Below are 25,942 nucleotides of genomic sequence, written 5' to 3'. Positions count from 1 at the left end.
GTTCATTTCATTTGCACATTTTAACGACGATTTCAGTGAATATCGGATGTCAAGATCGGTGGTTTTTCGTGCCGCCCAGGATCATTCCTATAGGAAATTTCCAGAAATCCATGATGGCCCGGCTTGCACATTTTCCGCTCCCGATTTACACGGAATACACTGCAATTCGACTACATCGCGACTGTAAGAAATTGCAGTATCGATTGATTCATTGCCTCTGATAATTTACCGCCGGTCATTCGGAGTAGTTCTCATGAGGCAAATAGTTTCTACGAGCAACGGATCCCTCGACAGCCAGGTCCGGATCATTGCGTTCCCGTTCGCAGGCGGAAGCGATTCCAGTTATGGAGACATCGCACGCGAGCTCGGCGACGCGTTCGCGTTCACGACGCTCGGTCTGCCCGGGCGCGGCGCGGCGCAGCACATCCCGTTCTACGACGATTGGCCGTCACTCGTCGACGATCTCGCGGCCGAGATCGCGCGGCTCGACGACGGGACGCCGCTGTTTCTGTTCGGCCATAGTCTCGGCGCGCTGCTCGCGTATGAGGTCGCACGCGTGCTCGAGCAACGGAGCGGCGTACAACCGGCCGGCCTGTTCCTGTCCGGCCATCCCGCGCCCGCACGCGAACGCGCCACCGACGCATGGCGTCAGCAGACGCACGCGCTGCCCGATGCGGATTTCATCGAAGCCGTGCGGCGCTGGGGCTTCTTCCCCGACGGCGCACTCGACGATCCCGACGTCGCGCGCTACGTCCTCCCACCGCTCCGAGCGGACCTTCGGCTGGCCGAGATCTACCGGCATGCGCCCGGCGACGCGCTGCGCGCGCCATGCGTGATCTACGGCGGCGCCGCCGATCCGAGCACGACCGTCGACGACCTGCGCGCCTGGCGCGCGCACGTTTCGTCGCAACGCGCGTGTCCGGTCGAAGTGCTCGACGGCAACCACTTCTATTTTCTCGACGCATCTTCTCGCGCGGCGCTGTGCGCCAGTGTCGCCGGCCACGTCGAGCGGCTCCTCGCGGACCGTCCCGCGTCGATCGCCGCGGCGACGCCTGATTCGAACACGCGCGTCGCGGCTTGCCTGCGCGCCGCGGATGATTGGGGCGATGCGCATTCGGTGCTCGCCGCGATTCGCGAGCGCGTCGCGCGCATGCCCGAAGCGCTCGCGCTGAAGGACGGCGAGCGCGCATGGACCTATCGCGAGCTCGCGTCGCATGCGGCCGAACTCGCCGACGCGCTGCGCGCGGCGGGCGTCGGCCGTCAGGACGTCGTCGGTGTCTTTTTGCCGCACGGCGCGGAGTACGTGCTGACGATCATCGCCGCATGGTCGATCGGTGCGTCGGTGTGCCTGCTCGAGAAGAGCTGGCCCGATACGCTCGTCGGCGAATTCGTCGCGAGCTGCCGCGTCGCGCAGATCGCGACGATCCCGGCGCTGCTCGCGCGCGCGAGCAAGCATCTGCCCGCCGCGCGCTGCACGCTCGTCGCCGCATCGCCGGAGCGCACGGATCGCGCATGGACGCCCGTTGCGCCGCGCCGCGACGACATCGCGTTCGTCTCGCTGACGAGCGGCTCGACGGGCAAGCCGAAGGCCGTCCTCACGACGCACGTCGGCACGAGCTATTGCTTCTACGCGCGCGATGCGCTGTATCCGTACGCCGACGACGAGCGCGAAGGCCTCAACGTCTTTCTCGCATGGGAATGCCTGCGTCCGCTGATGTTCGGCCGCCCGGCCGTCATCATCGGCGACGACGTGATCTTCGATCCGCCACGGCTCGTCGCGCTGCTGCGGCGGGAGCGGATCACGCGGCTCGTCGTCACGCCGTCGCTGCTCGAAAGCGTGCTCGATTTCCCCGGCATCGCCGCCCAATTGCGCGACGCGCTCGCGCACATGTCCGCGTGGTTCCTGATGGGCGAAGTCGTGCCGCAGCGCGTCGTCGACAAGGCCCGCGCGGCGTTCCCGCCGTCGGTGCGGCTCGTGAACGCGTACAGCACGTGGGAAAGCCTCGACGTGTGCTACGCCGATCTGCTGCCGTCGAGCGGCGACGCCGGCGGGCGGCGCGTGCCGATCGGGCGGCCGCTCGCCGGCTGCGCGCTCGCGGTGCTCGACGAAGCGGGACGCGCGGTGCCGGCGGGCGCGACGGGCGAGCTCCATGTCGCATCGCCCGGCCTCGGGCCCGGCTATCTCGACGACGCGGCCCGCACCGCCGAGAAATTCCTGCCGTCCGTGCCCGCGCTCGCCGAGCGCGGGCACGACACGCCCGTCTACCGGACGGGCGACCGCGCGCGGCTGCTGCCGGACGGCCAGATCGCGATCCTCGGCCGCATCGACAACACGGTGAAGATCCGCGGCTTCAAGGTGCTGCTGCATTCGATCGAGAACGTGCTCGACGCGGTCGACGGCGTCAGCAAGTCGCTCGTCGTGCCGATCGACGATCCGCACACGCGGCAGCCGTCGGCGCTCGCCGCGTACGTCGTCGGCAACGACGGCGCGCCGTCCGAGACGACGCTCGCGCGGCTGCGCCAGCAAGCGCGCGCGAAGCTGCCCGAATACGCGGTGCCCGCGCATTTCATCGGCCTCGACGCGTTTCCGCTGCGCGCGGGCACATCGCGCAAGCTCGACAAGAACGCGCTGCCGCCGCCCCCGCCGACGGCCGCGCCGCCCGCCCCGCGCGACGCCGCGGCGCGCTTCGCGGGCGACGGCCTCGAAGCGCGGCTCGCGGACGTCTGGCGCGACGTGCTCGGCGTCGCATCGGTCGCGCGCGACGATCATTTCTTCGAGCTCGGCGGCAATTCGCTGAGCGCGGCGAAAGTCGTCGGCCTGCTCGGCGAACGGCTCGGGCTCGCGCTCGCCGTCGTCGATCTGTATCAGCACAGCCGGCTGCGCGATCTCGCCGAATACTGCCGCCGCTCGCGAGACGGCGCGGCGCGCCCGCATGCGGCCGAGGCGCGCGACGCGCGCGCGGCACGCGCGACGCCCGCCGCCGATGCGCCGAAGGTCGCGATCATCGGCATGGCCGGACGCTTCCCCGGCGCCGATTCGATCGACGCGTTCTGGCACAACCTGACGCAGGGCATCGACAGTCTGTCGCGCTTCTCGCGTGAGCAGCTGCTCGCGAAGGGCGTCGACGCCGCGCAGCTCGATCATCCGGACTGGGTGTCGGCCGCGCAGGTCGTCAGCGACGCCGACAAGTTCGACGCGCTCTTCTTCGGCATCGGCGCGCGCGAAGCCGTGCTGATGGACCCGCAGCACCGGCTCTTCATGGAAGTCGCGTGGAACGCGCTCGAACAGGCGGGCTACGCGCGCAGCGACAACCGCTACCGCGCGCGCACCGGCGTGTTCGCGAGCTGCGGGATCGACGGCTATCTCGTCCATCACCTGCAAGGCGGCGGCCTGCATACGCCGCTCGATCCGGGCCGGCTGATGCTCACCGAGATCGGCAACGAGAAGGACTACATCGCGACGCGCGTCGCGTACCAGCTCGATCTCGGCGGACCCGCGATCTCGGTCGGCGCCGCGTGCAGCAGCGCGCTCGTCGCGGTCGTGCAGGCGGTGCAGGCGATCCGCTCCGGCCAGTGCGAGATGGCGATCGCGGGCGCGTCCGCGCTGTCGTTCCCGAACTTCGGCTTCTGCCACGAGGACGGCCTCGTCGGCAGCGCCGACGGCCACGTGCGTCCGTTCGACACGCGCGCGAGCGGCACGCTGTTCGGCGATGCGGTCGGCGCGGTCGTGTTGAAGCGTCTCGATCTCGCGGAAGCGGACGGCGACCCGATTCTCGCCGTGATCTCGGGCGTCGGGCTGTCGAACGACGGCCGCATGAAGGCGGGCTACACCGCGCCGAACGCGGACGCGCAGCGGCGCTGCATCGTCGACGCGCTCGACATGGCGGGCGTGCGCTCCGGGCAGATTTCGTACGTCGAATGCCACGCGACCGCGACGCTGATCGGCGACGCGATCGAGTTGAAGGGACTCTCCGACGCATTCGCCCAGACGCGCGGCGGCGATGCGCCCGTCGCGGGCAACTGCGCGATCGGCTGCGTGAAGGGCAACATCGGTCACGCGAACTGCGCGGCCGGAATCACGGGGCTCGTCAAGACGGTGCTGCAGCTCCAGCACCGGCAGCGCGTGCCGACCGTGCATTTCGACACGCTCAATCCGAAGCTCGTGCCATTCGTCGAGCACGACGCGTCGCCGTTCGTCGTGCAGCGGCACGGCGACGACTGGACGGTCGCCGATCCGTCGACGCAATTGCCGCGGCGCGCCGGCGTGTCGAGCTTCGGAATCGGCGGCACGAATGCGCACGTGATCGTCGAGGAAGCGCCCGCGCGCGCCGCCGCGCCCGCCGTCGGCGGGCCGCGCGCGCGTCATCTGATGACCGTCTCCGCACGCTCGCCGGGCGCGCTCGCGCGCCATCTGCGCGCGCTCGCGGAACGCGTCGCGACGATGGACGCCGCCGAACTCGCGTGCGGCGCGTACACGCTGCACGTCGCACGCGAAGCGCATCCGCTGCGAGTCGCGCTCACCGTGCCCGCGCAGCCGGCCGAAGCGGCCGCCGCGCTTCACGCCAATGCCGACAGGCTGTCCGAAATCCTCGATGCGCCCGACGCGCCCGACACGCTGAACGCCCCCGTTCGCGCGAAGCCGGGCGCGACCGTCGCGTTCTGCTTCTCGGGCCAAGGCTCGCAGCATCCGGGCATGGCGCGCGCGCTCTATCGATCGAGCGCGGAAGCCGGCCGCTTCCGTCATCACTTCGACGACGCCTGCGCGGCGCTCGAACGCGCGCTCGGCATGCCGATCGCGGACGCGATCCTGAACGCCGACGACGCCGCGATGCGCCGTCCGCTCGTCACGCAATGCGGGCTGTTCGCGGTCGAGCACGCGCTCGCGTCGGTGCTCGGCGAGTATGGCGTGCGGCCCGTCGCCGTCGCGGGGCACAGCATCGGCCAGTACGCGGCCGCCGTCGCCGCCGAGGCGCTCACGCTCGATCAGGCGGCCGCGCTCGTCGCGGCCCGCGCGAGCGCGACGGAAGCGCTGGCGACGTTCGCCGCCGCCGACGGCGCGCTCACGCGCGGCGGCATGCTCGCCGTGACGGGCGACGAAGCGCGCATCGAGCAGTGGGTCGCGCAGCGCGCCGACCTCTGGATCGCGGTGCGCAACGCGCCGCGCACGCTCGTGCTGGCGGGCGCCGAGCCCGCGCTCGCGGACGCCGCGCGCGCGCTCGCCGCGCTCGACTGCCGTTGCCGGCCGGTGCCGGTTTCGCATCCGTTCCATACGCCGCTGATGCGGCCCGTTGCCGACGCGATCGCCGCGCGGCGCATCGAAGGCGCGGCGCCGCGGATTCCGATGACGTGCAACGTGTCGGGCGGCTGGCTCGGCGCCGACGCGGCGTCGGCCGACTACTGGGCGCGCCATCTGCTCGCGCCGGTGCGCTGGTCGGACAACATCGCGGCGCTGCTGCGCTGGAAGCCGGATGTCGTGCTCGAAATCGGCCCCGGCGCCGTGCTGTGCAGCCTGCTCGGCAAGCATCTCGCGGCCGAGGCGATCGCGGACACGCCTGCCGATGCGAACGCGGGCGCGCATGCGGCGACGATCGCGCCGCGCGTGCTGTCGTCGCTGCCCGCCGCGCGCAGCGAGGCGGACGACGCCGATCATTTCAGCAACGTGCTCGGCGAATTGTGGTGCGCCGGCGTGCCGATCGATTGGCGCGCGTATCACGCGCACGACGCCGCCTCGCCGGGCCGTGCGCTCGCTCGCGCGCCGCTGCCCGGCTACGCGTTCGAGCGCGACAGCTACTGGACGCGTCCGGAAGCGTCGATCTACGTCGATGCGGCGCTCGATTCGCCCGAATCCGCGACGTCGACGGCATTCGCGACGAACACGGCGGATGCGGAGCGCGCAGCGACCGAGGCTGCGTTCACATCCGCCGGTGAATCGCCATCATCCATCGACGACGGTCACGCCGACAACGCCGCCGGCCTCGCGTCGCCGCAAGCCCCCGCGCCGCGCTGGCTCGCGCGCCTCAGGCCGCGCCGCCGGCCGCGGATGAAGCTGTACTGCTTCCCGTATGCGGGCGGCAGCAGCCGCAGCTTCGACGGCTGGGCGCGCATCGCGCCGGATTGGCTCGACATCGTCGCGATCGAATGGCCGGGCCGCAACGCGCGCGCCGAAGAGCCGCTCGCGCGCGACGACGCCGACGACCTCGCCGCCCGCGACGCGATCGCCGCCGCGATCGTAGCGGACGCGGGCGAATTGCCCGTCGCGTTCTGCGGCTCGAGCTACGGCGGCGCGGCCGCGGCCGAATTGCTGAGCGGGCCGCTGCGCGCGTGGGGCGCGAGCGGGCAGGTGAAGGGGCTCGTCGTCGTCGGGCGCGCGCCGCTCCTCGACCAGCCGGCGATCGACGCGCCGGCGGACAGCTTCCTGCTCGTCCCCGACGCGCTGCGCGACGATCCGCTGTGGCAAGAGATCTTCCGGCCGGTGCTCGAAGCCGACCTCGACGCCGACACGCGCACCGCGCACCGGATCGCGCAGCGCTGGCGCGACGGCGGCCGGCAGCCGCTCCTGACGATCCCGCTGCAGATTCATGGCGGCGCTGACGATCCGGCGTTCGACTGGCGGCTCGCCGACGACTGGGCGCGGATCTCGTCCGCGCCGCTTGCGGGCCGGCACGTCTATCCGGGCGGCCACGATTTCATGATGCGCTGCGAGATCGAGATCATCTCGCGCGTGTCCGCATGGCTGCGGCCGCAGCGCGAAGCGCGGACGACGGCGCCCGCGCCGACGTTCGCGCTGCATTGGCAGCCGCGGCCGGTTGCTTCGGTTGCTTCGGTTGCTTCGGTTGCTTCGGTTGCTTCGGCGGATTCGTTCGCCTCTGCCGCCGCGCACGCGCCGAATGCGCCCTCGCTGCCCGAATGCGCTCTCTACGTGGCCGGCCAAGAAGCCGACGCGCTCGATTGGCTCGCGCCGCGTCTGCGCACAGGCGACGGCCATGCGGCACTGCTGTGCGTCGGCGCGGGCGACGATCCGCTCGGCGTCGCGCAATGCGCGAGCTTCGTCGAGTTGTGGCAGGCGCTCGCCGCACGCGAATGCGCGGGCGCGCTGACGCTGCTGCTGCCGGCCGACGCGCGCAGCGGCCCGCTCGTCGGCGCGGCGCGCGTCGCGAGCGCCGAGCATGCGGCGTTGCGCGTGCGGCTCGTCCTCGCCGACGACCATCCGGATCTTGCGCCGCGCCCCGCCGATTTGCGCTGGGCCGCCGCGCTCGCGCGCGACGCCGCGAGCTTCGCGAACGAGCCTTGGCTGCTGCGCCGCGACGGCCGGATGTTCGTGCCGCGCCTGATCCCGCACGCGGCGCCGGCGCTGCCCGAAGGCACGCTCGGCGCGGCAGGCGGCCCGTATCTCGTGACCGGCGCGGCGGGCGGCGTCGGCCGCGCGCTCGTCGACTGGCTGATCGACGAACAGCAAGCGCCGCCGCACCGGATCGTCGCGCTGTGCCGCGACGCCCGCACCGCGCCGCGCGGCGTGCGCGCCGTCGCGGCCGATCTCGCCGACGCGCGCGCGCTCGACGCCGCGCTCCAATCGATCGGCGCGGTCGAAGGCATTTTCCATCTGGCGGGCGTGCTGGACGACGGCGTCATCGGCAACCTCGACGACGCGCGGCTGCGCCGCGTGCTCGCGCCGAAGCAGAGCCTCGCCGCGCTGCTCGCGCACGCGCCGCGCTGGCGCACGCGCTGGGTGGTCGCGTTCTCGTCGACGAGCGCGCTGCTCGGCGTGCCGGGACAGGCGAATTACGCGGCCGCGAACGCGTGGCTCGATCAGCTCGCGTGCTGGCCCGCGCAACCGGGGCAGCCGGCCGTGCTGAGCATCCAATGGGGCAGTTGGGCCGATGTCGGCATGAGCGCGCGCAGCGACAAGGCGCTGCGCCGCGCGATTCAGGATGGCGAGCGCCCGCTCGCGCCCGACGCCGCGTTCGCCGCGCTCGGCGCGCTGCTTGCCGGCGCGCTCGGCGGTGCGCTGCCCGGCCGCCAGTTCACGGTCTGCGACGTCGACTGGCCGCGCTCGCCGTGGCGCGACGCGCCGATCGTCGCCGAGATCGCGCGCGACGATGCGTCCATTGATGCAACGGCTGCCCGCGGCGCAATGCGCGGGATGAACGAGACGCGCGCCAAGCACGCGACGGGTGCGACGGGTGCGACGAACAGCACGAATGCAACGGATGCGATGGGCACGTCGGCGAATGCATCGCTTCACGCGCTCGCGCCCGGGGCAACGGCTGCCATTCCCGCCGAAGCCGACTCGGGCATGGCGCGGCCGCCGCGCCCGGCACACGAACGCGCGCGCCCCGCCGCCGCGCCTTCCGCTTCGTCGCCGGCCGCTCGGGCGATGCCGTCCGCAAGCGCATGCGACCCCGTCCGCGCGTTCCTCGAAGACTACGTGAGCCGCTGGGACGAGCGGCTCGATCTCGCGACGCTCGGGCTCGATTCGCTCGATCTCGCGCAGATGCGCAACGGCTTTTTCAAGCAATTCGGTGTGCAGATACCGCTTTCGACGCTCGCATCGCCGACGCTGAAGATCGGCGAGCTGGCCCGCCGGATGCGGAACGTCGCCGGCATCGCGGACGAGTAGATCCGCCCTTCCCGTCACCCGCGCATTCCGACGCGGCCGCAAAGAAGAGGTCCGCCGGGTTTTCCCGCCCGGCGCACGAACTCAGTCAAGGAGAGCAGCATGACGATCACCCTCATCGATCCTGTCCAGCAACGCACGGGGATCTATCCGTCACCCGACCTGAAGGTCGACGACGGCTATCCGTCGACCGACACGTTCCAGATCATCCAGACGCAGGACGGCCGCGGCGCGGGCGTCCGCGTCCTCCACGCGTTCGCGCGCGGACGGCGGATGGCGCGCGTGTCCGGGCAGATCACCGCGTTCTGCCGGCTGCACACGCTGCAGATCAACGCGCACACGCATCTGTACGACCCGCACTTCAGCGGCCTGCTGCTCCATTCGTGCGATCCGAACGTGCGCCTCGACATGGCGGGATTCGAGCTGTGGTCGCTGCGCGATATCGCGCCGGGCGAAATACTGACGATGGATTACGCGTCGACCGAGGACGTGCTGATGCGCCAGTTCGAGTGCCACTGCGGCGCGCCGAACTGCCGGCGCTGGATCACCGGCGCGAAGGAGCTGCCGAACGAAAACGGGTTGGCGCTCCTCGCCGGATTGCGGACCGCCGCGCTCGCGTGATCGGTGCGTGCGGCGCGCGATGCGCGTCGTAAGCGTGGCCACGATGTTTCGCCGGCGGGCGGTTGCGTGCGGTGCGGTTGTGCGATCGGGTCTTGCGATCGGTGGCCGGTCTTCCGTGATCGCCGATCGACGGTCGCGGGTCGTACGCCCGGCAGTCGGGCACTCGGCGATCGGCGTTCCGATGCCCGGCAATCGGGTGCATGGCGTTCATGTCGGTGCAGAAATCGGCGGCGCGCAGTGATCTCGAAATCGTGTTCGACATCGACGTCCATATCGCCATTGCCATCGCCGCGCAATACCCCGATCACGCGCCGCCCGCCCACCACGGGCGTCCGACGCGCGCCGCCGCGCCGCGTCCCGCCCGCCTCATCAACGAATGGAGAACGCGCTATGGATTCCTTCATCGAACTGCAAGAAAACGACCGTCGCCAGGTGCCGGTCCGTGGCCGCGCCTTTCTGGCGGGAGCCGACAGCCCGCTCGTGCCGGTAACGATTCCGATCGCGAACGATCTGGCGCTCGCGCTCGCGCATCCGGCCGACACGCCCGCCGACGCCGCCGTCCTCTGCCGCGACGCGATCGACGCGCGGCTGCCCGACACGGGCGCGCTGCTGTTCCGCGGGCTGCCGATCGCCGGCCGCGCCGGCTTCGACGCGTTCATGCGAGCGCTCGGCTACGCGCCGCGCAGTTACAGCGGCGGCATCGCGGTGCGCGCGCGCGACGCGGGCTACGCGCTCGTCGCGAGCCAGGAAGACCCGCGCATCACGATGGCCCCGCACAACGAGATGGCCTATCTGCCCGACGCTCCGCGCAAGGTGTTCTTCTTCTGCGCGGCCGCCGCGGACGAAGGCGGCGAAGTGCCGATCAACGACATCCGGCTCGCCGCCGGGCAAATCCCCGACGAGATTCTCGCGAAGTTCGAGCGCAAGCGGATCGGCTACCACCGCTATCTGCCGCGCGAATCGACGCCGACGCAGATCGGCTGGATCGACACGTTCGGCGTGCGCGACCGCGACGCCGTCGACGCGCTGATGCGCGACAAAGGCTACGCACACCGCTGGCTCGACGACGACGGCCTCGGCTACGGCTACGTCCACGACGCGTTCCTCGACGATCCCGCGGGCGGCGCGCCGCTGTGGTTCAACCAGGTGACGGAGCTGCACGCGTCGTACTGGCGCAGCCATCCGCTCTTCCCGTCCGACTGGGACGACGCGCGCTATCCGGCGACGACGACGTACGGCGACGGCGAGCCGATCGATCCCGAGCTCGTCACGAAATTGCGCGCGGCGCTGTGGCGCACGTCGCGCGCGGTCTCGATGCGGCCGGGCGACGTGCTCGTGCTCGACAACACCTACGTGCAGCACGGCCGTTTCGCGTTCTCCGGGCCGCGCCTGCATCTCGTCAGCCTGACCGACTGAGGTTTCCGATGGCACACCGAAACGATCCTCCTCTCACGAGCGCGCAGCAGGACACGCGGCATCTGCTGCACCCGTGGGCCGACCTGTCCGCGCTCGGCCGCGAAACGCCGACCGTCGTCGTCGACGCGGACGGCACGCGCGTGACCGACTCGAACGGCCGCACGTATCTCGACGCGATCGGCGGCATGTGGTGCGTGACCGTCGGCTACGGCCGCCGTGAAATCGCGGACGCGATCCGCGACCAGGCGCTGCGCATGCCGTTCTACACGCCGTTCGGCGCGATGACGAACGAGCCGGCCGCCGCGCTCGGCGCGCGGCTCGCCGCGCTCGCGCCCGGCGACCTGAAGCGCGTGCACCTGACCACCTGCGGCTCGACCGCGGTCGAATCCGCGCTGCGCTTCGCGCATTACTACTTCGGCGCGACCGGCCGCCCGCGCAAGCGCCACATCGTCACGCGCGGCGACGCTTACCACGGCAGCACGTATCTCGCCGCGTCGGTGTCCGGCAAGGCGTGGGACCGCACGTGCTTCCATTACGACGACACGATCGTTCATCACCTGTCGTCGCCGAACCCTTACCGGCGGCCGCCCGGCATGAGCGTCGACGCGTTCTGCGCGACGCTCGTCGACGAATTCGACGCGCTGATCGCGAAGCTCGGCGCGGACCGGATCGCGTGCTTCATCGCCGAGCCGATCCTCGCGTCCGGCGGCGTGATCGTGCCGCCGCCCGGCTACCTCGCCGCGATGCGCGAGCGCTGCCGCCAGCACGACATCCTGTACATCTCCGACGAAGTCGTCACGGGCTTCGGCCGCGTCGGCCACTTCTTCGCGTCGCACGCGCACTTCGGCATCGAGCCCGACATGATCGTCGTCGCGAAGGGGCTCACGTCCGGCTATCAGCCGCTCGGCGCGGTGCTGATCTCGGAGCGGCTCGTCGATGCGGTGTCGGGCGAACACGCTTACGGCAACGGCGTGTTTACGAACGGCTTCACGTATTCCGGCCATCCGGTCGCGAGCGCCGCCGCGCTCGCGAACATCGAGCTGATGGAGCGCGAGCGGATCTGCGAGCACGTGCGCGACGTCGGCCCATACCTCATCCGCCAGCTCGACGCGCTGCGGCGCTTCCCCATAGTCGGCGACGTGCGCGGCGATCACCTGATGGCGTGCATCGAATGCACGAGCGGCGCGGGCGCGGCCGGCGCGCTGCCGACGCCGGACGACATCGCGATCGCGCAGCGCGTCGACCGCCATTGCGAGGCGATGGGCCTGCTCGTCCGGCCGTACGAGAGCATGTGCATCCTGTCGCCGCCCCTCACCGTGACCCGCGCCGACATCGACGAAATCTGCGCGATTCTCGCCACCGCACTCGAACGCACGCAGCGCGAGCTCGCCGAATGCGCGCCCCTTCCCGAGGAAAACGAGACATGCTGATCAACGGCGTCTGCATCGAAGGGGGCGGCGAGCCGCTCTCGATCGTCGATCCGGCGACGGGCGCGCCGCTCGCGTCGCCCGCTTCCGCGAGCGCGGCCGACATCGAGCGCGCGGTCGCGGCGGCCGAAGCCGCGTTCCCCGCATGGCGCGCGACGACGCCGCAGACGCGCGCGAGCCTGCTGCTCGCGCTCGCCGACGAAATCGACCGCCAGGCCGAGACGCTCGCCCGCATCGAAAGCCGCAACACCGGCAAGCCGCTGCATCTCGTCGTGCAGGACGAGATGCCCGCCGTCGCCGACTGCTTCCGCTTCTACGCGGGCGCGGCGCGCACCGCGAGCGGGCCGTCCGCGGGCGAATACGTCGTAGGCCATACGAGCATGGTGCGGCGCGATCCCGTCGGCGTCGTCGCGCAGATCGCGCCATGGAACTACCCGCTGATGATGGCCGCGTGGAAGCTCGCGCCGGCGCTCGCCGCCGGCAACACGATCGTGTTCAAGCCGTCGGAGTGGACGCCGCTGTCGATCGTCGCGCTCGAAGCCGCGCTCGCCCGCATCTTCCCCGCGGGCGTCGTCAACATCGTGCTCGGCGGCGGCGCGACGGTCGGCCGCGCGCTCGCCGCGCATCCGCGCGTGCGGATGGTCTCGCTGACGGGCTCGGTCGAAGCCGGCAAGTCCGTGCTCGCCGCGGCCACCGGCAATCTGAAGCGCACGCATCTCGAACTCGGCGGCAAGGCGCCCGTCCTCGTGTTCGACGATGCCGATCTCGACGCGGTCGTCGCCGGCATCCGCTACGCGGGCTTTTACAACGCCGGGCAGGACTGCACGGCGGCGACGCGGATCTACGCGCAGCGCGGCGTCTACGACACGCTCGCGCAGCGGCTCGCGGACGCGGCCGGCATGCTGCGCGTCGGCGCGCCCGAACGCGCCGACGCCGAGATGGGGCCGCTCGTCAGCGCCGCGCACCGCGCGCGCGTCGATCGCTTCGTGCAGGAAGCGACCGCGCCGCCGCACGCGACGGTGCTCGCGGGCGGCGCGCCGCTCGCCGGCCCCGGCTGCTATTACGCGCCGACCGTGATCGCCGGCGTGCGCCACGACGATGCGGCGATGCGCCGCGAAGCGTTCGGCCCGGTGGTCACGCTGACGCCGTTCGATACCGAATCTCAGGCGCTTCGCTGGGCGAACGATTCGGAATACGGATTGGCGTCGTCGGTGTGGACCCGCGACGCGGCGCGCGGCATGCGGCTCGCCGCTTGCATCGAGGCGGGCGTCACGTGGGTGAACGCGCATTTCACCTACACGGCCGACATGCCGCACGGCGGGACCAAGCAGTCCGGCTACGGCTCCGATCTGTCGACGCTCGGCCTCGCCGACTACACGCAGCCGCGCCACGTGATGTGGCGGTACTGACGCGCACGACGCACCGCGTACTTTTTCGAACCCGACACAGACGATTCCCATGACCGCACCCACCCCTTCCCGCGAACTCGCCACGGCCGTCGAAGCGGCCGTCCTGTCGCTCGCCGGCGACGTCGCCGGCCGCCCGTTCGACGCGGCGGCCGCTGAGCATCCGTTGCACACGCTGGGCTTCGGCTCGCTGCAGTACGTCGAACTGTCCGGACGCCTGAACGAATACTACGGACTCGATCTCGCGCCGACGCTGTTCTTCGATGTGCACGCGCCGCGCCAGATCGCGGCGTATCTGCTCGCGCGGCACGCGGCCGAGATCGCGTCCAAGCATCACGGCGCGATCGAAAGCGAGACGGACGCGGCGGCGGCCACGACCGCTGCGGACGCAGCCGGCAGCCGCGCCGAAGCCGGGACGGCGGCGGAGCAGCCCGCGACCGTGCAAGCCGCGGACATGCCGCACATGATCGCCCGGCGCGCGGACGCGCCGTTTGTTGGCGCGCATTCGCAACACGACACATTGCACGACGAAGCTCCCGATGAAACGCGTCACGACACGACCGCCGGCGCGCACGACGAATCGGCAAGCGACGTCGCGATCGTCGGCATGGCCGGCCTCTTCCCGCAATCGGCCGATCTCGCCGAATTCTGGCGGCACCTCGCCGCCGGCGACGACCTGATCACCGATGCGCCGCCGTCGCGCTGGGACTGGCGCGCGGTCGACGGCGAACCCGCATCGCGCTGGGGCGGCTTCATTCCGCGCGTCGAATATTTCGACGCCGCGTTCTTCGGCGTCTCGCCGCGCGAGGCCGAGCAGATGGATCCGCAGCAGCGCCTGCTGCTGCAGACCGCGTGGGCCGCGCTCGAGGACGCGGCGATCCGCCCGTCCGATCTGATGGGCAGCGACACGGCGGTGTTCGTCGGCGTCAGCACGTCCGACTACCTCGATCTGCTGCCCGGCGCGGACGGCCATCTCGCGGTCGGCAACGCGCACGCGATGCTGCCGAACCGGCTGTCGCATCTGCTCGGCACGCACGGGCCGAGCGAGGCCGTCGACACCGCGTGCTCGAGCTCGCTCGTCGCGCTGCACCGCGCGGTGCGCGCGCTGCGGCGCGGCGAGAGCGGCGTCGCGATCGTGGGCGGCGTCAACGTGATGCTGACGACGCGGCTGCATCGCGCGCTCGCCGCCGCCGGCATGCTGAGTCCGGACGGGCGGTGCAAGACATTCGATGCGTCGGCGAACGGCTATGTGCGCGGCGAAGGCGTCGCGGCGCTCGTGCTGATGCCGCTCGAACACGCGCGCGCGGGCCGGCATCCGGTGCTCGCGGTGATCAAGGGCAGCGCGATCAATCACGGCGGCCGCGCGGCGTTCCTGACCGCGCCCGACGCGAACGCGCAGGCCGCGCTGATCGAGGCCGCGTATCGCGACGCGGGCGTCGATCCGGCGACCGTCTCGTACGTCGAAGCCCACGGCACCGGCACGCCGCTCGGCGATCCGATCGAAGTGCAGGCGCTGCGCCAGGGCTTCGACGCATGCGCTCGCGAGCATGCCGATGCACGTGCGCCGGCGCGCTGCGGCCTCGGCTCGGTCAAGACCAACATCGGGCATCTCGAAGCGGCGGCGGGTCTCGCGGGCATCGTCAAGGTCGTGCTCGCGATGAACCGGCGGATGCTGCCGCCGAGCCTGCATTGCCGCGAGCCGAATCCGTACCTGAAGCTCGACGACAGCCGCTACCACATCGTCACCGAGCCGACGCCGTGGCCGGGCGAAGCGACGCCGACGCCGCTTCGCGCGGGCGTCAGTTCGTTCGGGTTCGGTGGATCGAACGCGCACGTCGTGCTGCAGTCGGCCGATGCTCAGCCGGCCGACGGCGCGAACTCGTCGCGGCCGGCGTCCGTCCCGGCGTCCGCAACCGCAACCGCAGCCGAATCCGAAGCCGCTTTCGCGAACGCAGCGGACGCGACCGATCCGCCGACCTGGTTCATCCCCTTGTCGGCGCGCACCGACACCGCGCTGCGCATGCGCGCCGCGCAGCTCGCGCGCTGGCTCGACGCCGAGCGCGCCGACGATGCATGGCTGCCGGCGCTCGCGAAAACGCTGTCGATCGGCCGCGAACCGATGTCGCGCCGCTTCGGCGTTACGTGCGCGTCGCTCGACACGCTTCGCGCGCAGCTCGCGATCGCACTGGACGGCGACGCCGAGACGCTCGTGCGCAACGACGCGCGCCTGCGGCCGCACGCCCCCGAGCATGCCGCGTGGCTCGCGGGCGCGTCCGCGCCGCTGCCCGTCGCGTGGCGCGACGCGACGCCGCGCTTGCGATTGCCCGTCTATCCGTTCGAAGGCGAGCGGCACTGGCCGACCGACGAAGCGACGCCGTCGCGCTTCGCGCTCGCGCCCGCAGGCGAAAGCGCATACCGGCTACCCATCGCGCCCGATGCGCCGCTCGTCGCCGATCACCGGCTCGCGGGCGAACCCGTGCTCGCCGCCGCCGCGCAGATCGTGATCGCATGGCGCGCGTTCGAAGCCGAGGCGAGCGGTTCGAGCCATTCAGACGACTGGAGCGGCGCGGACACCCGCGCGCACGTCGCGCTGCACGACATCGAATGGCTCGCGCCGATCGCGATCGGCGCGCCGACCGATCTGCACGTCACGTTCGCGCGCGACGAAGACGAAGACGAAGACGAAGACGAAGACGACAACGGTAACGATGACGACGGCCGCGGCAATAACAGAGACGCCGCACGATTCGCGATCGCCGCCTCCCCCGCCGTCGACACGCCGCTCGGCCGCGGACGCGCGACCCGCTCCGCAAGCGCCCGGCCGGCAGCCCCCGCGCTCGACATCGCAGCGATCCGCGCACGCTGCACGCAGCCGATCTCGGCCGACGCGTGCTACGACGCATTCGCCGCGATCGGCATCGATTACGGACCGACCTTTCGCCCGCTGCGCGCGCTCGCGGTCGGCCGCGAAGAAGTGCTCGCCGAGTTCGACGCGGCGGCGCTCGCGCGCATGGCGGACGATGCGCGGCTCGTCGCGCTGCTCGACGGCGCGTTCCAGGCGATCGCGGGCCTGCAACTCGCGGACGCGGGACGCATCGACGGCGCGCTCCTGCCTGCGGCGCTCGCGCGCATCGAATTCGTCGGGCCGCTCGCGGACAGCGTCCATGCATGGATTCGCGAAGTGCCGGCCGCGTCGGGCCATCGCACGTTCGACCTCGATCTCGTGACCGAGCGCGGCGAGCGGTGCGCATCGCTGCGCGGCTTCGCGCTCGCGTCGGGACGACGCGCGGCGTCGCACGAAGCGCCGCGGCTCGCGACGCCCGGCGAGCATCTGCTTGCGCCGCAGTGGCTGGCGTGCGCGGCGAACGCAGCGACGCACGCGCCGCACGCCGCCAGACTGACCGTATTGGGCGGCACGCCCGCCCAGCGCGCAGCGCTCGCCGCGACGCGCCCAGCGTTGCGCGCGATCGACGACCTCGCCGAACTCGACGCGCATGTCGAGCATCTCGTCTGGCTGCCGCCCGCCTCGGCGGATCCGCGCGCACAGCTCACGCGATGCGCGGGCCTCGACGGCTTCCGGCTCGTCAAGCGGCTGCTCGCGCTCGGCGTCGGCGACCGCGCATTCGAGCTGACCGTGCTGACCGTGCGCGCGTGGACGATGCCGGGCGACGCGCCCGCGTTCCCCGCGCATGCGGACCTCGCCGGACTGTGCGGGTCGCTTGCGAACGAATATCCGCATTGGCGCGTGCGGCTGCTCGATCTGTCCGACGCCGACGCGCTGCCCGCCGACTGGCGAACGCAGGACACCGAAAGCGGCCACCCGCTGCTGCTGCACCGGCACGGCCAATGGTTCGCGCGCCGGCTCGTGCCGCTCTCGGCGCTGCCCGCGCGCACCGAGCCGCCGTACCGGCCGGGCGGCGTCTATGTCGCGATCGGCGGCGCGGGCGGCATCGGCCGGGTCTGGACCGAGCACGCGATTCGCGCGTGCGGCGCGCAGATCGTGTGGATCGGACGGCGGCCGCTCGACGCGCAGATCGATGCACACTGCGACACACTCGCCGCACTCGGCCCGCGCCCGTCGTATCTGCGCGCGGACGCGAGCGACGTCGCCAGCCTGCGCGCCGCGCGCGACGCGGTGCTCGAGCGCTTCGGCCGGATCGACGGCATCGTGCACACGGCGATCGTGCTGCACGACGGCGGCCTCGCGCAGCAGGACGAAGCGCAGTTCAGCGCGGCGCTGAACGCGCAGGTCGCAACGACTACGAACCTGGCAAGCGTGTTCGGCGACGACACGCTCGACTTCATCCTGTTCTTCTCGTCGCTGCAGAGCGCGTTCGTCGCGGCGGGCCAGAGCAATTACGCAGCGGGCTGCACGTTCCGCGACGCGTTCGCCGATTGGCTGCGCACGCAGGTCCGGTGCGCGGTCAAGGTCGTGAACTGGGGCTATTGGGGGCAGACGGGCGTCGTCGCGTCCGAGCCCTATCGTCGGCGGATGGCCGCGCTCGGCATCGGCTCGATCGAGCCGGCGGCGGCAATGGCCGTCGTCGACGCGCTGCTCGGCGCGCCCGTCGATCAGGTCGGCTACCTGAAGACGATCGCGAGCGCGGCGGTGCCGACGCTCGAGCCCGCGCTCGCGGCCCGCGTCGCGCCGCGCTCGGATGCGCTCGCCGAAGCGCCGCCGCCGCGCGTCGACGCGACGGGCGACAGCGCGCAGTGGCAACACGCGCTCGCCGATCTCGACCGTGCGATCGCGCGCCGCCTGTTCGCGGAGCTCGCCGCGCTGCGCGTGTTCGCCGACGGCAGAACCGACGGCACAGCGACGGCAAGCGACAATGCCGATGCCCCGCACGTGCACACGAACGCGCAAATCGGCAAGACGACGATACGCGTCGCCGCATCCGACGATCGCCCCGCGTGCGACGGCGCACACGCGGGCCAGTGCGAATGCGCATCGGCTTGCCGCGCCGCGCAACCCGGCGCATCGTTCGACGTCGACACTGCGCTGCACGCCGGCCTCATCGCGCCCGCCTACCGCCGCTGGCTCGCGCACGCGCTGACGCTGATCGCACGGCACGGCTGCATCGCGTGGGACGGCCGCACGGGCCGCATCGCCGGCCTGCCGCCGTCCGTGGACGCCGCGCGCGCCGAATGGCGGCAAGCGCGCGCCGAGCTCGCGCGCACGGCGCTGCTGAACGCTCACCTCGCGCTCGTCGACGCGACGCTCGACGCGCTGCCCTCGATCCTGCAAGGCCGCGTGCCCGCGACATCGGTCCTGTTCCCCGACGGCGACCTGAGCCGCGTCGAAGCCGTCTATCAGCGCAACGAGCAGGCAGACCGCTGCAACCGTGCGCTCGCCGACGCGGTGCTGCACCTCGTCGCCGGCACGGGCGCCCGCCAGCCCGCGACGCTCGCCGAGATCGGCGCGGGCACGGGCGGCACGACCGCGCCGCTCCTCGCGGCGCTCGACGCAAGCGGCGCGCGGCTCGGCCGCTACGATTTCACCGACATCTCGAAGGCGTTCCTGCTGAACGCCGAGCAATCGTTCGGCCGAGGCCGCGACATGCTGCGCTACCGGCTGTTCGACGTCGAGCGGCCGGTCGGCGATCAGGCGCTCGACGCGGGCGGCTACGACATCGTGATCGCGACCAACGTGCTGCACGCGACGCAGGACATCGGCGTCACGCTGCGCAACGCGAAGGCGCTGCTGAAGACAGGCGGCCATCTGATCGTCAACGAGCTGCTCGACACGCACGGCTTCGCGCATGCGACGTTCGGCCTGCTGCCGGGCTGGTGGCGGCATCGCGACAGCGCGCGCCGCCTGCCGGGCAGCCCGCTGCTGTCGCGCGACGGCTGGACGCATGCATTGCGCGAGGCAGGCTTCACGGTGCTCGACGGCGGCCCTGTCGATGGCGCGAACGCCGGCCAGGGCGTGATCGTCGCGATCAGCGACGGCGTGATCGTGCAGCCCGCGGCCGTCGATGCGCGCGGTCCGGCGCAGGTCGATGCGCGGCCGCACGCGGCCGCCGCGACGCCGGCCACCGCAGCCGCGCGCGCGATTTCGGCTTCGTCGCCGGCCGCGCCGGCAGCCGGCGCGAACCTGCGCGAGCGCTGCCTGCAGTGGCTGACGCAGCTCGTCGCGCGAACGCTGAAAATGCCGGCCGGCAAGCTCGCGCCGGATCAGCCGCTCGGCAGCTACGGCGTCGACTCGATTCTCGTGATCGGCCTGACGAAGACGCTGCGCGAAACGTTCGGCGTCGCGCTGTCGAACGCGACGCTGTTCGAGCACGCGACGCTGAATGCGCTCGCCGATTTCTTCGTCGCCGAGCATCGCGCCGCGTGCGAGCGCGTGCTCGGCGGCGATGCGGCTGCAGCTGCCGCCGCAAACAAGTCGCTCGCTGAACGCGCCGCTGCGCAGGCGAACGCGACCGGCCGCGCATTCTGCGGCACACCCGCGCCCATGTCCGCATCGACGATGCCGGATCGAGCCGCATCGAGCGAGCGCGCATCGCACCCGGCGACACCGGCAATGCTCCCCCACGTGCGCTCCGCGATGCCAGCGAGCACCGACGATACGGCCGTCGCCGTGATCGGCATGTCGGGCCGCTACGCACAGGCGGACAACCTGCGCGAGTTCTGGGACAACCTCCGCGCGGGCCGCCACTGCATCACCGAGGTGCCCGCCGAGCGCTGGGACTGGCGCACGCACTTCGACACGGAGAAAGGCGTGCCCGGCCGCACGTACAGCCGCTGGGGCGGCTTCCTGAAGCAGATCGACCGCTTCGACGCCGCGTTCTTCCGGATCGCGCCGAGCGACGCGGAGAACATCGATCCGCAAGGCCGCCTGTTTCTCGAAGAATCGTGGGCCGCAATCGAGGATGCGGGCTACACGCCCGCGACGCTCAGCGCGAGCCGCGAGGTCGGCGTGTTCGTCGGCGTGATGAACGGCGGCTACCCGACGGGCGCGCAGTTCTGGAGCATCGCGAACCGCGTGTCGCACGCGCTCGACCTGCACGGGCCGAGCCTCGCCGTCGACACCGCATGCTCGTCGTCGCTGACCGCGATCCATCTCGCGCTCGAAAGCCTGCGCAGCGGCACCTGCGACTGCGCGCTCGCGGGCGGCGTCAATCTCATTCAGAGTCCGAATCATCTGGTCGGCCTGTCCTCGCTGACGATGCTGTCGGCGGGCGACGCGTGCCGCGCGTTCGGCGCGGGCGCGGACGGCTTCGTCGACGGCGAGGGCGTCGGCGTGCTCGTGCTGAAGCCGCTGTCGCGCGCGCTCGCCGACGGTGACGCGATCCACGGCATCATCCGCGGCAGCATGATCAACGCGGGCGGCAAGACGCACGGCCTCACCGTGCCGAATCCGCGCGCGCAACAGGCGGTCGTCGGCGCGGCGCTCGCGAGAAGCGGCGTGCCCGCGCGCGCGGTCGGCTACGTCGAGGCGCACGGCACCGGCACCGCGCTCGGCGATCCGATCGAGCTCGCCGGCCTCACGCGCGCGTTCGCCGAAACCACCGGCGATCGCGGCTTCTGCGCGCTCGGCTCGGTCAAGTCGAACATCGGCCATTGCGAGAGCGCGGCGGGCATCGCCGGCGTCACGAAAGTGCTGCTGCAGATGAAGCACCGCGCGCTCGTGCCGACGCTGCACGCGGACGAGGCGAATCCCGACATCGATTTCGCGCAATCGCCGTTCGTGCTGCAGCGCCGGCTCGCGCCATGGCCGAAGCCGGACACGGGCGATTGGCCGCGAATCGCCGGCGTGTCGTCGTTCGGCGCGGGCGGCGCGAACGCGCACGTCGTGCTCGAAGAGTTCGTCGACGCGCGCGTCGCGACTGACGCCGACGATGCCAGTTCCGCGATCATCGTGCTGTCCGCCGCGACCGACGACGCGCTGCGCCGCCGCGCGCGGCAGCTTCACGCGGCGCTCGCCGACGGCGAAATCGACGCGGATCGTCTGCACGATCTCGCGTACACGCTGCAAGCGGGCCGCGAAGCGATGGCCGCGCGCTTCGGCTGCGTCGTCGGCTCCGTCGCCGCGCTGCAAGCGATGCTCGCCGCGTTCGTCGAAGGCGACGCATCGCACGGCTGGCACGCGCATCGGCTCGCTGCTGACCGGCAGAGCCTCGCCGAACTCGACGCCGATCCCGAGCTGCGCGCGTCGCTCGTCGGCCAATGCATCGCGAGCGGCAAGCTCGACAAGCTCGCGGCGCTCTGGTGCCAGGGGCTCGGCGTCGACTGGTCCGCGCTGCATCGCGGCGGCGCGCGCCGGCGCGTGCATTTGCCAACGTATCCGTTCGACGGCCCGAGCTACTGGTTCCGCGACGACCACGCGCTCGCGACCGAGCCGGCGCACCGCCCTTCAGTCGAATCCGCACGCGGCGATACGGCTGCGGCAAGCGACGCGAACGTCGGCGCGCCGGCTGCCTCGACGCCCGACGCCGCGGCGCTCGTCCGCCGGACGGTCGCGCAAGTGCTCGGCTATCCGGACATCGACATGGGCGAATCGTTCTTCTCGCTCGGCGGCGATTCGATCCGCGCGGCGCGCGCACACCGGGCGCTGCAACAGACGCTCGGCGTGAAAATTCCGCTCAGCCTGATGCTGGAAGCGAAAACGCTCGCCGAATGTGCGCGCGCAATCGATGCGCTGCTGCCGAAGGAACCGCCGATCGCGGCGGGCATGTCGAATACCGGCGCTGTCAAGACCGATGCGCGCGCCGCCGATATGTCCGCGACCGGCACGTCCGCGACCGGCACGTCCGCAACCGGCACGTCCGCCGCCGGCGCCTCGGCGACTCAACCGCAAACGCCGCGCGCGCAGCAGCTCGCATCGCCCCCGGCATCGCCAACGCAGCCCGCGCACGCCCCGCGCGACACCCGCCCGCGACTGCACACGCTGTCGTCGAACCAACAGCAATTCTTCTTCCTCGATCGCCTGAATCCCGCGAATCCGGCGTTCAACCTGCCGGGCGCGCTGCGCGTGCGCGGCGAATGGCACGCGGATGCGCTCGAAGCCGCGTACCGGACGCTCATCGATTCGCACGACGTGCTGCGCACCCGCTTCGTCGTGCGTGGCGGCGAACCGTGCGCCGAGGTTGCGCCGCATCGCGCGGCGGCGATCCGCCATCACGATCTGTCCGCGCTGCTGCCGAAGCACCAGGCCGCGCGCATCGCCGAATGCCTGACGGAATCGAGCCGCGAAGGCTTCGCGCTCGAGCAGGGCGAGCCGAGCCGGCTGACGGTGCTCGAATTGCGCGACGACGACCACGTGATCCTGCTGAACCTGCATCACATCGTCGGCGACGCGGTGTCCGTCGTCGTGCTGCTCGACGCGCTCGCGCGCGCCGCGCTCACGGGCCGCGCGCCCGCATCGCGCGCCGAGCGCCCGCAATACGCGGAGTGGGCCGCGCGCGAACACGAGCAATTGCCCGAGGTCGTCGAACGCGAGCTGCCATACTGGCTCGATCGTCTGCGCGACGCGCCGCCGCCGCTGCCGCTGCCGTGCGACCGCGCGCGGCCGCCCGTGCCGAGCTATCGAGGGCAGAGCGTGCCGCTCGCATTCCCGGCGGAACTGATCGCGCAGCTCGACGCATACTGCAAGACGCACGGGCTGTCGCGCTTCGTCGTGATGCTCGCCGCGTTCAAGGTTGCGCTGCGCGTGCTGTCGGGCCGCGACGACGTGGTCGTCGGCAGTCCCTACGCGAATCGCGCCGACGACGACACGGCCGACATGATCGGCAGCCTCGCCTATGCGCTCGTGCTGCGCACGCGGTTCGACGCGGCCGAAACCTTCCCGGACGCAATCGCGCTCGTGCGGCGCACCGTGCACGGCGCGTTCGATCATCTCGGCGTGCCGTATCCGCGGCTCGTCGAGGCGCTGAATCCGGCGCGCCACGGCGGCGCGAATCCGCTCTACCAGATCATGTTCAACGTGATCCCGATGCCGGCGCTGCCCGACGGCGTCACGCCCGTCGAAGTCGATTCCGGCTGGCTCGACTACGACCTGTTCGTGCGGCTGCGCGCATCGGACCGCGCGATCGAAGGCGTGCTGCAATTCAGCGCCGATCTTTTCGATCGCCGGACCGCCGAAGCGATCGCCACGTACTACGTCGAGCTGCTGCACACGCTGCTCGCGCATCCGTCGCTGCCGCTCGCCGGCCTCGCGCCGCCCGCCGAGCTTGCGCTCGAACGGACGATCGCCGACGCGATGCCGCCGCTGCGTCTCGAAATCGCGTCGACGTTCACGGATAGCCCCCTCGCCGGCACGCTGCGCTACTGGAGCGTCGCGACGGGCCAATCGATCGAGCCGAACTTCGCTCCGTACGGTCAGTTGTTCCAGACGCTTTACGATCCGTCGACGCCGTTCCATGCGAACCGGCACGGGATGAACGTCGTGCTCGTCAGGCCCGGCGACTGGCTGCGCTTCGACGGAGCGAGCGCGAACGCGAGCGCCGAAGCCGAAGCCAATGCAGGCGCAGACGCCGCCGCCGCACGGATCGCACGCTACGTCGACGAGCTCGCCGACGCGCTGCGCGACGCGGCGCCGTCGCTCGCCGTGCCGCTGCTCGTGCTGGTTCTGCCTGACGATGCGGCGTCGCTCGCGAGCGGCGGCGAACATGAAGACGCAAACACAGACGACGTGTCGCTCGCGCCATACCGCACGCTAGCCGCGGCGCTCGCGGATCTGCCGGCCGTGACGGTCGCGCACTGGCGCGACGTCGCCGCGATCTATCCGGTCGCCGACGTGTTCGATCCGCACGCGGACGCCGCCGGCCACGTGCCGTTCACGAGCGAGTACTACGCGGCGCTCGCGAGCTATATCGCACGCACCGCGTTCCAGCACGCGGCGATGCCGCTCGACGACGCGTGGAACCGGCTCGCCGCGCAGATCCGCGACGATGCCGAGCAGCGTGTCGCCGCGCCGTCAGCCGACGCGCGCGATCGCCGCGCGCCGTACGCGCCGCCGGCGAACGAAGCCGAAGCGGCGCTCGCGCCGATCTTCGCAACGGCGCTGAAGCTCGACGATCTCGGCATCGACGACAACTTCTTCGACTGCGGCGGCCATTCGATCCTCGCGATCGGCGTCGTCTATCAGATCAACGAAGCATTCGGCGTCACGCTGTCGGTCGCGGACATCTTCATGGCGCCGACGGTGCGCCGGCTCGCCGAGCGGATGCGCGACGCGCCGGACGGCCCGGCATACGTCGACCTCGCGAGCGCGGCCGCGCTGCCCGGCGACATCGCGCCGCTGCCCGCCCCCGTCGCCGACACGCCGCGCGCGCTGCTGCTGACGGGCGCGACGGGCTTCGTCGGCCGTCACCTGCTGCGCGAGCTGATCGACCGCACGGATGCGACGATCTACTGCCTCGTGCGCTCGCCCGATGCCACGCAGGGCCTCGCGCGGATCCGCGCGACGCTCGAGCGCTGGTCGCTGTGGCGTGACGGCGACGACGCGCGCGTGATCGCCGTGCCGGGCGATCTCGGCCGCCCGCGCATCGGCTTGTCGAACGCCGATCGCGCGCGGCTCGTCGCCGAAGTCGACGCGATCTATCACAACGGCACCAGCATGAACCATCTCGAATCGTTCGAGATGGCGCGCGCCGCGAACGTCGACGGCGTGATCGAACTGCTGCGCATCGCGACCGAAGGCCGGCCGAAGACGTTCAACTACGTGTCGACGCTCGCCGTGTTCAGCATGCGCGAGCGCACCGGCAAGCACATATTCGACGAATCCGCGCCGATCGACGAAGAAAAACACCCTTCCGACCAGGGCTACACGACGAGCAAGTGGGTCGGCGAGCAGTTGACGCATCTCGCGGCCGCGCGCGGCGTGCCGTGCAACGTGTTCCGGCTCGGCCTCGTGACAGGCGACGCGCGGCACGGGCATTACGACCCGCTGCAGGCCTACTATCGGCTGCTGAAGAGCTGCATGCTGATGGGCGCCGCGTTCGACGACTTCCGCTACGACCTCGTGATCACGCCGGTCGACTACGTCGCGCGCGCGCTCGCGCATCTCGGCGCGAAGCACCCGCACGGCAGCCGTGTGTTCCATCTGTCGACGATGCAGGTCACGCCGATGCGCACGGTGTTCGACATGATGAACGCTCAGTTGCCGACGCCGATGCGCATGCTCACGCACCGCGCGTGGATCGACGAGCTGCGCGTGCGCTACCGACGCGGCGACGTGCAATCGATCGTGCCTGTCGTGCAATGGTTGATGAACATGAGCGACGCCGAGCTCATGAAGCTCGCCCGCGAGCGCGAGGAAACGACGTTCATCTACGACTGCACGGCGACACATCGCGAGCTCGAGGAAGCCGGCATCGTCGTGCCCGTGTTCGACGACGCGCTGCTGCGCCGCTACCTGCGCGGCATGTTCGACGACGACACGGACCTGCGCGCGCTCGCCGGCCAGCCGAACGACGGCGAGCGACTTTCCTCCTTTCACTCCCACACGTGAT

6 protein-coding genes are annotated in these 25,942 nt (G+C 71.4%); all 6 read left to right on the top strand.

What is annotated here, in order from left to right:
* Positions 1-253 precede the first annotated feature (253 nt).
* The 6 genes from WS70_RS20540 (at position 254) to WS70_RS20515 (ending at position 25,941) form a co-directional block, all read left to right on the top strand.
* On the top strand, positions 254-8,617 hold the full coding sequence (locus tag WS70_RS20540; RefSeq protein ID WP_059596475.1) for a type I polyketide synthase: 8,364 nt from the start codon (positions 254-256) through the stop codon (positions 8,615-8,617).
* A 99-nt stretch (positions 8,618-8,716) separates the two neighbouring features.
* Positions 8,717-9,235: an SET domain-containing protein-lysine N-methyltransferase gene (locus tag WS70_RS20535; protein ID WP_059596474.1), complete on the top strand. Its 519-nt coding sequence runs from the start codon at positions 8,717-8,719 to the stop codon at positions 9,233-9,235.
* 390 nt (positions 9,236-9,625) lie between these two features.
* Positions 9,626-10,651, top strand: a complete 1,026-nt coding sequence (locus WS70_RS20530; protein WP_059472517.1) for a TauD/TfdA family dioxygenase — start codon at positions 9,626-9,628, stop codon at positions 10,649-10,651.
* A gap of 8 nt (positions 10,652-10,659) precedes the next feature.
* Positions 10,660-12,081, top strand: coding sequence for an aminotransferase (locus WS70_RS20525; protein WP_059472516.1), 1,422 nt, complete (start codon positions 10,660-10,662; stop codon positions 12,079-12,081).
* Positions 12,075-13,487, top strand: coding sequence for a gamma-aminobutyraldehyde dehydrogenase (locus WS70_RS20520; protein ID WP_059596473.1), 1,413 nt, complete (start codon positions 12,075-12,077; stop codon positions 13,485-13,487). The genes WS70_RS20525 and WS70_RS20520 overlap by 7 nt, the downstream gene beginning before the upstream one ends.
* Positions 13,488-13,536: 49 nt before the next feature.
* Positions 13,537-25,941 (top strand): thioester reductase domain-containing protein, encoded by a 12,405-nt coding sequence (locus tag WS70_RS20515; RefSeq protein ID WP_059596472.1) that lies wholly within the window; start codon positions 13,537-13,539, stop codon positions 25,939-25,941.
* Position 25,942 lies beyond the last annotated feature (1 nt).

The sequence above is a fragment of the Burkholderia mayonis genome, assembly GCF_001523745.2.
GTDB lineage: Bacteria > Pseudomonadota > Gammaproteobacteria > Burkholderiales > Burkholderiaceae > Burkholderia > Burkholderia mayonis.
Note: the sequence above shows the minus strand (reverse complement) of the source record. Positions and strands in the feature narration are given on the sequence as shown.